The following is an 11753-nucleotide window of genomic DNA, read 5'->3' on the forward strand; positions in this document are numbered from 1 at the left end:
GTTTCAACCTGCGCTCGTCGAACACCGAACCGGTGGTGCGCCTGAATGTGGAATCCAAAGCAAATACAGAATTGATGGAAGAAAAAACGCAAGCAATCCTGACATTATTACGGAAATAGTTTTTTTTCGTGTGACATACATATAGAGTTATTCCATAGTCAATTCATTTATGCAATCAATGTGATACGAATCCGTAAAAGCTATCCATATTTTCCAATTCTGAGTTAACATCTAAGGCACATTTCAAGCCGCGCTCTCGTCGCGCGGTGACCACACCTGACAGGAGTATGTAATGTCCAAGCAACAGATCGGCGTCGTCGGTATGGCAGTGATGGGGCGCAACCTCGCGCTCAACATCGAAAGCCGTGGTTATACCGTCTCCGTTTTCAACCGCTCCCGTGAAAAGACCGAAGAAGTGATTGCCGAGAATCCCGGCAAAAAGCTGGTGCCTTATTACACGGTGAAAGAGTTTGTTGAATCCCTCGAAACGCCTCGTCGTATCCTGTTAATGGTGAAAGCGGGCGCAGGTACTGATGCAGCTATTGATTCGCTGAAACCGTATCTGGAAAAAGGCGATATCATTATTGATGGCGGTAATACCTTCTTCCAGGACACAATCCGTCGCAATCGCGAGCTGTCTGCGGAAGGTTTTAACTTTATCGGTACCGGCGTTTCCGGTGGTGAAGAGGGCGCGCTGAAAGGGCCATCTATCATGCCTGGCGGTCAGAAAGATGCCTATGAACTGGTGGCTCCGATCCTGACGAAGATTGCTGCCGTGGCGGAAGATGGCGAACCGTGCGTGACCTATATAGGCGCCGATGGCGCGGGTCACTACGTCAAGATGGTCCACAATGGTATTGAATATGGCGATATGCAGCTTATCGCTGAAGCTTACTCCCTGCTGAAAGGCGGCCTGAACCTCAGTAATGAAGAGTTGGCGAACACTTTTACTGAGTGGAATAACGGCGAGCTGAGCAGTTATCTGATCGACATCACTAAAGACATCTTCACTAAAAAAGATGAAGACGGAAACTACCTGGTGGATGTCATTCTTGATGAAGCCGCCAACAAAGGGACCGGTAAATGGACCAGCCAGAGCGCGCTGGATCTGGGCGAACCGCTGTCGCTAATTACCGAATCCGTCTTTGCGCGTTACATCTCTTCGTTGAAAGCACAACGTGTTGCCGCATCTAAAGTGCTCTCCGGCCCGAAAGCGCAACCGGCAGGCGACAAAGCGGAATTTATCGAGAAAGTGCGTCGCGCGCTGTATCTTGGCAAGATCGTCTCCTATGCGCAGGGCTTCTCGCAGCTACGCGCTGCGTCTGATGAATATCACTGGGATCTCAACTACGGCGAGATTGCTAAGATTTTCCGTGCGGGTTGTATCATTCGCGCTCAGTTCCTGCAGAAAATCACCGATGCTTACGCAGAAAACGCTGGTATTGCCAATTTGCTGTTAGCGCCTTACTTCAAGAAAATTGCTGATGAGTACCAGCAGGCGCTGCGTGATGTTGTGGCTTACGCGGTGCAGAACGGCATTCCGGTGCCGACATTCTCTGCGGCAGTGGCCTACTATGACAGCTATCGCGCCGCAGTACTGCCAGCTAACTTAATTCAGGCGCAGCGTGACTACTTTGGTGCGCACACCTATAAACGTACTGATAAAGAAGGTGTTTTCCATACCGAATGGTTGGAATAATTTCTGCAAAATGTTTAAGCCCGGTTTAATACCGGGCTTTTTTTTATCTCTATTCTTATTGATTTATCGCTTTTGCTTAATATTAACTTAATAATCTGTGTTTATCGTAATGAAGATAATCTGAATTGTTTTCGTCTGCGTTGCACTTTATATACTCAGGCGTTAAAACTTTAATATCTTATCAGGATGCGAAATACATCATGATTCATAATTAAGTTAATTCTGAGAGCGAATAATGAAAATCACGATATCCGGGACGGGTTATGTTGGCTTGTCTAATGGTTTGCTTATTGCACAACATCATGATGTGGTGGCGTTAGACATTGTTCCTTCCCGTGTTGAACTGTTAAATGATCGGATATCTCCGATTGTTGATAAAGAAATTCAGCAATTTTTAAAGGAAGATAACATCAGATTCAGGGCAACGCTGGATAAGTTTGATGCGTACCAGAATGCAGATTACGTCATCATTGCTACGCCTACGGATTACGATCCCAAAACCAACTATTTTAATACGTCCAGTGTGGAATCGGTCATTCAGGATGTGATCAGCATCAACCCCGCAGCCGTGATGATTATTAAGTCTACGGTGCCGGTTGGCTTCACGGCGGCAATGCGTCAGAAGTTTGCGACAGAAAATATCATTTTCTCTCCGGAGTTTTTACGTGAAGGTAAAGCCCTTTACGATAACCTTTATCCCTCCCGTATCGTGATTGGGGAACAGTCTGAGCGCGCCAGAGAATTTGCCGCATTACTCCAGGAAGGCGCTATTAAACAGGAGATTCCGACGCTGTTTACGGACTCCACTGAAGCGGAAGCCATTAAACTTTTCGCCAATACTTATCTCGCTATGCGAGTCGCTTATTTTAATGAATTAGACAGCTATGCTGAAACGTTAGGATTAAATACCCGACAAATTATTGAAGGGGTGTGCCTCGACCCGCGTATTGGCAATCATTATAATAATCCCTCTTTTGGTTATGGCGGATATTGTTTGCCAAAAGATACCAAACAGTTGCTGGCTAATTATCAGTCGGTGCCTAATAATATTATCTCCGCTATCGTTGAAGCAAACCGTACGCGTAAAGATTTTATTGCCGACGCTATCCTCGCCAGAAAGCCTAAAGTGGTGGGCATTTATCGCCTGATTATGAAGAGTGGCTCCGATAACTTCCGCGCCTCATCGATTCAGGGGATTATGAAGCGCATTAAAGCGAAAGGCGTAGAGGTCATCATCTATGAGCCGGTAATGGAAGAAGATACTTTCTTTAACTCACGTCTTGAACGTGATTTGCACTGCTTTAAACAGCAGGCGGATGTCATTATTTCCAACAGGATGGCGGCAGAGCTTTTGGATGTTGCTGAAAAAGTGTATACCCGCGATCTTTTCGGTAGTGATTAATAAGGCAATCGGGGCTGATGAGTCCCGATGATTTATTGACCAAATGGAAATAATGTCTGATTTTTATCATTAATCCTATGGCATATATTTGCTTTATGACTACACTGTCTCCAGCTTCAACCTTTTTTTAGTTAGGGTATCTATGACAGTGGATAGTAATACGTCTTCCGGGCGTGGGAACGATCCGGAACAGATTGATTTGATTGAGTTATTGCTACAGTTATGGCGTGGGAAGATGACCATTATTGTAGCCGTTATTATCGCCATTTTGCTGGCCGTAGGCTACCTGATGATAGCCAAAGAAAAATGGACATCCACGGCGATTATTACCCAACCTGATGCCGCGCAGGTTGCCACCTATACCAACGCGCTCAACGTCTTGTATGGCGGGAATGCCCCCAAAATCTCTGAAGTGCAGGCGAATTTTATAAGCCGCTTTAGCTCTGCGTTTTCCGCATTATCGGAAGCGCTGGATAATCAGAAAGAGCCGGAAAAGCTCACCATTGAACAGTCGGTAAAGGGGCAGGCGCTGCCGCTCTCGGTTTCTTATGTGAGTACTACCGCTGAAGGCGCGCAGCGTCGGCTGGCGGAATATATCCAACAGGTGGATGAAGAGGTCGCTAAGGAACTGGAAGTTGACCTGAAAGATAACATCACGCTGCAAACTAAAACGTTGCAGGAGTCCCTTGAGACGCAGGAAGTTGTGGCGCAGGAGCAAAAAGATCTGCGTATTAGGCAAATCGAAGAAGCGTTGCGCTATGCGGATGAGGCCAAAATCACGCAGCCGCAGATTCAGCAAACCCAGGATGTTACCCAGGACACGATGTTCCTGCTGGGGAGCGATGCGCTAAAATCGATGATACAGAACGAAGCGACGCGTCCACTGGTCTTTTCTCCGGCATATTACCAGACGAAGCAGACACTGCTGGACATTAAAAATCTGAAAGTGACTGCCGATACGGTGCACGTCTATCGTTATGTGATGAAGCCGACGCTGCCGGTCCGTCGCGATAGCCCGAAAAAAGCCATTACCCTCGTGCTGGCTGTGTTGCTGGGCGGGATGATCGGCGCCGGGATTGTGCTGGGGCGCAATGCGCTACGTAGCTATAAGCCAAAAGCCTTGTAAGCTTCTTTGCCGGATGGCGGCACAAGTGCCTTATCCGGCTACGAAAGGTAAAATTTCTCACTAAAAAACCGGGCATTGCCCGGTTTTTTTACGCTTATTGATGACGCTTACGAAGATTGTCGATCACGGTGGTGAGGTTGAGATCCTGATCCTGCAACAGCACCAGCAGGTGGTACATCAAATCAGACGCTTCATTGGTTAATTCAAAACGATCATTGACGGTGGCCGCCAGCGCGGTTTCCACACCTTCTTCGCCAACTTTTTGCGCAATACGTTTGGTACCGCTGGCGTACAGTTTCGCCGTGTAAGAGCTGGCCGGATCGGCGGTTTTGCGCTCTGCCAGTAGCTGCTCCAGTTGATACAGGAATAACCATTGATGGCTGGCGTCGCCAAAGCAGCTACTGGTACCTTTGTGGCAGGTCGGCCCGACAGGGTTTGCCAGCACCAGCAGTGTATCGTTGTCGCAATCTGGCGCAATGCTGACGACATTCAGCACATGGCCTGAGGTTTCGCCTTTGGTCCATAAACGCTGTTTCGTGCGTGAGAAGAACGTAACATGGCCGGATTCAATGGTTTTGTCCAGCGCTTGTGGGTTCATATAGCCCAGCATCAATACTTCGCCGGATACCGCATGTTGCACGATGGCTGGCATCAGGCCATCGGTTTTTTCCCAGTCCAGCTCGCGGCGTTGTTGCTCTGTTAACATATCCTGATCTCCACGCCCTGGCCTGCCAGGTACGCTTTTAATTCGCCAATATTGATGATTTGCTTGTGAAAAACGGAGGCGGCAAGCGCGCCGTCGACATCGGCATCACGGAATGCCTCAAGAAAGTGTTCCATCGTACCCGCACCGCCGGAGGCGATTAGCGGCACGCGGCAAACGTCACGGACTTTTTTCAACTGCGTCAGATCGTAACCGTTACGCACGCCGTCCTGGTTCATCATATTCAGGACGATTTCCCCCGCGCCGCGCTGTTGTACCTCTTGCACCCAGTCCAGCGTCTCCCACTGCGTCACGCGGGTACGGTTTTCATCGCCGGTATACTGGTTAACATGGTATTTCCCCGTGGCGTCGTCAAACCAGGTATCAATCCCGACGACAATGCACTGTACGCCAAAACGGTCAGCCAGACGGGTAATCAGCGTTGGGTCAGCCAGCGCCGGGGAGTTGATAGAGATCTTATCCGCCCCGAAAGAAAGAATTTTGGCGGCGTCGTCAATTGACCGGATACCGCCCGCTACGCAAAACGGAATGTCGATCACCTCGGCAACGCGCGCCACCCAGCTTTTATCGACTACGCGACCATCGCTGGAGGCGGTAATGTCATAGAACACCAGTTCGTCCGCGCCTTCGTCGGCATAGCGTTTGGCCAGCGGAACGATATCGCCAATGATCTCATGGTTGCGAAACTGTACGCCTTTCACCACCTGACCATCACGAACGTCCAGACACGGAATTATACGTTTTGCCAGCATTGGATGGCCTCCTTAACGGTAAATTTCCCTTCTAACAGAGCGCGTCCGACAATCACGCCGCGCACGCCGGTGCCGCGCAGGGCGGCAATATCATCGATATCGCCAATACCGCCGGAGGATTGAAAGGCGATCTGCGGATATCTGGCGCATACCTCTTCGTACAGCGAAACGTTAGAGCCCGCCAGCGTGCCGTCGCGGGAAATATCGGTACACAGTACATGTTTCAGGCCGACGGGGAGATAGGTCTCCACCAGTTGTTCCAGCGAGACGCCGGAATTTTCCTGCCAGCCGCTAACCGCCACCTGCTTGGTGCCGTGTTCGTCTATGCGAACGTCCAGCGCCAGCACCAGCGCCTGCGCGCCAAAACGTTCAAACCAGCCTTTCACCACGTCAGGGGATTTCACCGCCGTTGAACCGATGACCACACGGGCAACGCCAGCTTTCAGTAATGCCGCAACGTCTTCTTCGGTACGCACGCCGCCGCCGACCTGAACAGGCACGTTCACGCCCGCGACCAGGGTTTTAATCAGCGGTATCTGTCGTTTAGCCGGATCTTTAGCGCCGGTCAGATCTACCAGATGCAGCACCCCGGCGCCCTGGGCGGCGTAATCCTGTAAACGGGGCAGGGGATCGTTACCGTAATCCCGCTGCCGGGCGTAGTCACCCTGGTGGAGACGCACCACGGTGCCGTCAATTAAATCTAATGCCGGAATAATCATTACATCTCCAGGAAGTTTTTCAGCAACTGTGCGCCCGCCGCGCCCGAACGTTCCGGGTGGAACTGTACGCCGAAGAAATTATCTTTCTGTACCGCCGCGGTAAACGGCTCGCCGTAATTGCACTGGGCGATAGTCCACGGGTTGACCGGCATCGCGTAGCTGTGAACAAAGTAAAAATAGGCGCCATCTTCAATGCCCTGAAACAGCCGGTTGCCCGCCTGCGGATACACGCGATTCCAGCCCATGTGCGGCAGCGGCAGACCAAAGTCGGTCATTTTCGGCACGTCTTGTTCGATAATGTTCAGCAGATCCACGCCGCGCGTCTCTTCGCTGCGACGACCCAGCAGTTGCATCCCTAAGCAGATACCCAGTACCGGCTGAGTACACGCTTTAATTAAGTCGATCAGTTCACGTTCGCGCAGTTGATCCATAGCGGCCTGCGCCGTGCCGACGCCAGGCAGAAAGAGTTTGTCAGCGCGTAATACGATTTCCGCTTCACGGCTGACCACCGGGGTATAACCGTGGCGCGCCACGGCGGATTTTACCGAGCTTAAATTGGCGCAGCCGGTGTCAAGGATGACGACGTTCATCACAGCACTCCTTTCGAGGACGGTAATGTATCGCCCTCCACGCGAATAGCCTGGCGTAGCGTCCGACCAAAGGCTTTAAACAAACTTTCGACACGGTGGTGATCGTTCTTACCCTTAGTCTTGAGATGCAGAGTGACGCCCATCGTGTAAGAGAGTGAGCGGAAAAAGTGTTCAATCATCTCTGTGCTCAAATCGCCCACACGCTGGTAGGTAAATTCAGCTTTATATTCCAGATGCGGACGACCGGAAATATCCAGCGCGCAGCGCGCCAGACATTCATCCATCGGCAGTACAAAGCCAAAACGGCAGATACCGCGCTTGTCGCCGAGTGCCAGTTTTAATGCCTCACCGAGCGCCAGTCCGGTATCTTCTACCGTGTGGTGATCGTCGATATAGAGATCGCCCTTAACGGTAATCTCCATGCGAAAGCCGCCGTGGGTGGCGATTTGATCGAGCATATGGTCAAAGAAGCCGACGCCGGTATTAATCTTGCTGTTGCCTTCGCGATCCAGCCAGACGCTGACATCAATCTGTGTCTCTTTGGTGTTGCGGACCACATGCGCATAACGATCGCGTTTCGTTAGCTGTTCGCCAATCATCGTCCAGTTCAGCGTTTCACGGTGATAGCGTAAACCAGTAATACCCATATTATCAGCGAGCTGGATATCGGTCGCACGATCGCCGATCACATAGCTGTTGGCGCTATCCATCGCTTGTTCCGCAAGATAACGCTCCACCAGCTTCACTTTGGGCTTGCGGCAGTCGCAGTCGTCTGCGGGCAGGTGAGGGCAGATCAGCACCTCATCAAAGCGTACGCCCTGAGAGGTGAAAATCTGCATCATCAGGTTGTGCGGTCCGTCGAAGTCCGTCTGCGGGAAGCTTTGCGTGCCAAGCCCATCCTGGTTAGTGATCATCACCAGCTTAAAACCGGCTTTTTGCAGCTTCAGCAATACGGGAATCACCTCTGGCTCAAAGGCCAGTTTATCAAAGCGGTCTACCTGAAAATCGCTTGGCGGTTCGGAAATCAAGGTTCCGTCCCGGTCGATGAAAAGATACTTCTGACTCATACTGGCTCCGCACGTAAGGCGTCAATGACGCGCTGGTTTTCCTGGCGGGTGCCGACCGTAATCCGCAGGCAGCCGCTTAAAGAAGGTTGTTTATTCTGATCGCGTAAGATAATGCCCTGATCCCATAAGGATTTAAACACGCTGCTGGAGGCGGTAAACCGCGCCAGAATATAGTTGGTTTCAGAGTCAAAGACGTGTTCTACGCAGGCGGTCTGTTGCAGGGCATTCACCAGATACTGACGTTCCTGCACTGTCTGCGCCACGCGATCGCGCATTGCGTTTATTCCCTGCGGACTCAGCGTCTGGGCGGCGATATCCGCCACTGGCGTAGAAAGCGGATAAGGGGCGATCACTTTTAACAGCAGGTTGATCACCTCTTCATTAGCCAGCGTAAAGCCGCAGCGCAGACCCGCCAGCGCAAAAGCTTTCGACAATGTGCGCAGGATAACCAGATGAGGATATTCAACCAGCCAGCCTGTCAGCGTGGCCTGTGGGCAAAACTCAATATAAGCTTCGTCGGCGACGACTATCGCTTTACCGCGTGTCAACTCCAGCAGTGTGCGCAGATCCTGCGGGTTGATAAGTTGCCCGGTAGGATTATTGGGGCTACAAACGAACACCACTTTTGTGCCGTCAAGGTTGTCGGAAATCCCCTGTAGATCCAGCTGCCAGTTTTCAAGCGCGGGAACCATCCGGCGCTCTACGCCAATGGTTTCGGCGCTGACGCTGTACATACCGTAAGTGGGCGGACAGTAGAGAATGGCGTCTTTCCCCGGTTCACAGAAGGCGCGGATCACCAGCTCGATCCCTTCATCCGCGCCGCGGCTGACCAGCACTTGCTCCGGCTTTACGCCAGCATATTGCGCGTAGGTTTCAATCACGGCCTTTGGCTGGCATTCCGGGTAGCGGTTAAGCGTTTGTTGGGTGAGCTGAAACTCCACCGCTGTCGGGAATTCATTCGCGTTCAGCCAGACATCGCCGTTACCGCCCAGACGGCGGGCAGACTGATACGGTACCAGGTTGCGGACATTTTCACGGGCTAAGTCAGCGACGCTGAGAGTGTTTTCAGTGCTCATGCTTGCTCCTTGAGGGCGTTTACGCGCAGGGTCACGGCATTTTTATGGGCAGTCAGACGTTCTGCCGCCGCCAATGTTTCAATGGTTGATGCCAGAGCGGAAAAGCCCGCTTTCGACAGTTCCTGAACGGTCATCCGTTTCTGGAAATCCGCTAACCCAAGGCTGGAACAGGTAGCAGTATAGCCATAGGTCGGTAAGACATGGTTGGTTCCGGAAGCGTAATCACCGGCGGATTCCGGCGACCAGTCGCCGAGAAATACCGAGCCTGCGCTGGTAATCGCATCCACCAAATCGCGCGCATTGCGCGTCTGGATGATTAAGTGTTCCGGCCCATACTGATTAGAGATGGCGACGCACTGTGCTAAATCTTTGGTCACAATCAGGCGACTGGCGCTCAGGGCCTGACGGGCGGTGTCCGCGCGCGGCAGATCCGCCAGTTGACGTTCTACCGCCTCCGCCACCTTGCGGGCAATGTCAGCATCAGGCGTCAGCAGGATCACCTGGGAATCCGGACCGTGTTCTGCCTGGGAAAGCAGGTCAGACGCGACGAAATCCGGTGTTGCGCCGCTGTCGGCAATCACCAGTACTTCAGACGGCCCGGCTGGCATATCGATAGCCGCGCCGTCGAGGCGTTGGCTGACCTGACGCTTGGCTTCGGTTACAAAGGCGTTGCCGGGGCCAAAAATTTTATCCACTTTCGGTACGGACTCGCTGCCGAAGGCCAGAGCGGCAATCGCCTGCGCGCCGCCGACGTTAAAGATTTCCTGCACGCCACACAGTTGCGCCGCATAGAGGATTTCATCAGCGATGGGCGGCGGCGAGCACAGAACCACGTTCTGACATCCCGCAATGCGCGCCGGCGTCGCCAGCATCAGCACCGTTGAGAAGAGCGGAGCCGAGCCGCCGGGAATATACAGACCGACAGACGCGACGGGACGCGTAACCTGCTGACAACGCACGCCTGGCTGGGTTTCCACATCTACTGGCGGTAGCGTCTGCGCGGAATGGAACGTTTCAATATTTTTGACGGCAGCGGCCATCGCCTGTTTTAATTCGTCGCTCAGGCGCGCGCCAGCGGCGGCGATCTCTTCAGGGGTGACGCGTAGCGCTGTCACTTCTGTTTTATCAAATTTAGCGCTGTATTCACGCAGGGCATCGTCACCGCGCGTTTTTACATTATCCAGAATATCGCAGACCGTCCGGGTAATACTGTCAGAGGCGGAAATCGCCGGACGTGTCAGCAGCGCACGCTGCTGCTCAGGGCTACAGCTGTTCCAGTCAATCAGGGTATTGAAGCTCATGGTCTTTACTCCATCACAGGGTTCCGCCTTATCCGGCCTACAGAACCCAAAATATCAACGCATTACGTAGGCCTGATAAGCGCAGCGCCATCAGGCGTCAGATCACTCCATCATCTTCTCGATCGGCAGTACCAGAATCGAGCTGGCACCAAGCGCTTTCAGTTTCTCCATGGTTTCCCAGAACAACGTTTCGCTGCTGACCATGTGCATCGCCACGCGCTGTTGCTCGCCCGCCAGCGGCAGGATTGTCGGCCTTTCGGCGCCTGGCAGCAGGGCGATAACCTCTTCCAGGCGTTCGCCTGGCGCGTGCATCATGATGTATTTCGATTCGCGCGCCTGAATCACGCCCTGAATACGGGTCAGCAATTTATCGATCAGCTGTTGCTTGCTCTGTGCCATCTCACCGTCGCGCTGAATCAGACAGGCTTTAGAGCGGTAGATAACTTCGACTTCACGCAGGCCGTTAGCTTCAAGCGTCGCGCCGGTAGAGACCAAATCGCAGATAGCGTCGGCCAGCCCCGCGCGCGGCGCGACTTCGACAGAACCATTTAACAGACACGACTTAAAAGAGACGCCTTTCTGGTCGAGGTAGCGTTTGAGGAGGTGCGGATAAGAGGTAGCGATACGTTTACCGTCCAGCGCGGCCGGGCCGTCCCAGGCTTCGTCAACCGGCGTTGCCAGCGATAAACGGCAGCCGCCGAAGTCAAGACGGCGCAGGGTAAAATAGCGCGGATCTTCGCCCTGCGCGCGGCGGTTGAGTAGCTCTTCTTCCAGCACGTTCTCGCCGATAATACCGAGATCGACCACGCCATCCATCACCAGACCCGGAATGTCATCATCACGCACGCGCAGGATATCAATCGGCATGTTTTCCGCCATCGCAATCAGGCGCTGAGTGTGTAAATTAATTTTTATGCCGCAGCGGGCCAGCAATTCTCGTGAATCATCGCTTAAACGGCCTGATTTCTGAATAGCTATGCGTAAGCGGGTGTTGTCTAACATTCTGCGTTCCTCTTTATCCTGTCTGAACCGGTCTGTATCGCGCGCCAAAAAAAAGCCCCCGGAAGATGATCTTCCGGGGGCTTTCTCATGCGTTCATGCACCACTGGAAGATCTGAATGTCTTCCAGCACACATCGCCTGAAAGACTAGTCAGGATGATGGTGATGATGGTGGTGTTTAAATTGAACGCGTGTCATAAAAATTCCGATGAATGCTTATTCATTTGATACCTTTAACCTAAACCACTTTTACGCCTTAAAGCAAGCGCTTTTTTCATTTCGCATTTATAGTATGAA

12 protein-coding genes, 1 pseudogene and 1 other annotated feature are annotated in these 11753 nt (G+C 52.3%); of the genes and pseudogenes, 4 read left to right on the top strand and 9 right to left on the bottom strand.

The annotated features are described in order from the left end of the window. The 4 genes and pseudogenes from ACLD4K_RS19130 to wzzB form a co-directional block, all read left to right on the top strand. Positions 1–119: pseudogene (locus ACLD4K_RS19130) on the top strand (phosphomannomutase); the annotation flags it as partial. Positions 120–292: 173 nt separating this feature from the next. Beyond that, a complete protein-coding gene (gene gndA, locus ACLD4K_RS19135) occupies positions 293–1699 on the top strand; it encodes an NADP-dependent phosphogluconate dehydrogenase (protein ID WP_000043533.1) in 1407 nt (468 codons plus the stop codon). A gap of 235 nt (positions 1700–1934) precedes the next feature. Next, positions 1935–3101, top strand: coding sequence for a UDP-glucose 6-dehydrogenase (gene ugd, locus ACLD4K_RS19140; RefSeq protein ID WP_000704825.1), 1167 nt, complete (start codon positions 1935–1937; stop codon positions 3099–3101). Between the two features lie 142 nt (positions 3102–3243). Next, positions 3244–4227: an LPS O-antigen chain length determinant protein WzzB gene (gene wzzB, locus ACLD4K_RS19145; protein WP_001629770.1), complete on the top strand. Its 984-nt coding sequence runs from the start codon at positions 3244–3246 to the stop codon at positions 4225–4227. Positions 4228–4321: 94 nt separating this feature from the next. On the opposite strand, the gene hisIE is transcribed toward wzzB, so the two are convergent. The 9 genes from hisIE to hisL all read right to left on the bottom strand — a co-directional run bounded on the left by hisIE (position 4322) and on the right by hisL (position 11654). Next, positions 4322–4933 carry a bifunctional phosphoribosyl-AMP cyclohydrolase/phosphoribosyl-ATP diphosphatase HisIE gene (gene hisIE, locus ACLD4K_RS19150; RefSeq protein ID WP_000954846.1) on the bottom strand — a complete coding sequence of 204 codons (612 nt, stop codon included), beginning with the start codon at positions 4931–4933 and terminating at the stop codon, positions 4322–4324. After that, positions 4927–5703, bottom strand: coding sequence for an imidazole glycerol phosphate synthase subunit HisF (gene hisF, locus ACLD4K_RS19155; RefSeq protein WP_000880125.1), 777 nt, complete (start codon positions 5701–5703; stop codon positions 4927–4929). The genes hisIE and hisF overlap by 7 nt, the downstream gene beginning before the upstream one ends. After that, complete coding sequence (gene hisA / locus ACLD4K_RS19160; protein ID WP_000586409.1) at positions 5685–6422, bottom strand: 1-(5-phosphoribosyl)-5-[(5-phosphoribosylamino)methylideneamino]imidazole-4-carboxamide isomerase; 738 nt, start codon at positions 6420–6422, stop codon at positions 5685–5687. The genes hisF and hisA overlap by 19 nt, the downstream gene beginning before the upstream one ends. Further along, complete coding sequence (gene hisH / locus ACLD4K_RS19165; protein WP_001103591.1) at positions 6422–7012, bottom strand: imidazole glycerol phosphate synthase subunit HisH; 591 nt, start codon at positions 7010–7012, stop codon at positions 6422–6424. The genes hisA and hisH overlap by 1 nt, the downstream gene beginning before the upstream one ends. Then, complete coding sequence (hisB, locus tag ACLD4K_RS19170; protein WP_000080053.1) at positions 7012–8079, bottom strand: bifunctional histidinol-phosphatase/imidazoleglycerol-phosphate dehydratase HisB; 1068 nt, start codon at positions 8077–8079, stop codon at positions 7012–7014. Before hisB ends, hisH begins: the two co-directional genes overlap by 1 nt. Continuing rightward, positions 8076–9155, bottom strand: coding sequence for a histidinol-phosphate transaminase (gene hisC, locus ACLD4K_RS19175; RefSeq protein ID WP_411012343.1), 1080 nt, complete (start codon positions 9153–9155; stop codon positions 8076–8078). Before hisC ends, hisB begins: the two co-directional genes overlap by 4 nt. After that, entirely contained in the window at positions 9152–10456 is a 1305-nt protein-coding gene (gene hisD / locus ACLD4K_RS19180) for a histidinol dehydrogenase (protein ID WP_411012344.1), read from the bottom strand. The genes hisC and hisD overlap by 4 nt, the downstream gene beginning before the upstream one ends. A 102-nt stretch (positions 10457–10558) precedes the next feature. Then, a complete protein-coding gene (hisG, locus tag ACLD4K_RS19185) occupies positions 10559–11458 on the bottom strand; it encodes an ATP phosphoribosyltransferase (protein ID WP_064000662.1) in 900 nt (299 codons plus the stop codon). Positions 11459–11504: 46 nt separating this feature from the next. Next, positions 11505–11628 (bottom strand) — a sequence feature (His leader region). Continuing rightward, positions 11604–11654 carry a his operon leader peptide gene (gene hisL, locus ACLD4K_RS19190; RefSeq protein WP_001364200.1) on the bottom strand — a complete coding sequence of 17 codons (51 nt, stop codon included), beginning with the start codon at positions 11652–11654 and terminating at the stop codon, positions 11604–11606. It overlaps the preceding feature by 25 nt. Positions 11655–11753: the final 99 nt, after the last annotated feature.

Source organism: Salmonella sp. 741265055_HSA (assembly GCF_046569525.1).
GTDB lineage: Bacteria > Pseudomonadota > Gammaproteobacteria > Enterobacterales > Enterobacteriaceae > Salmonella > Salmonella enterica.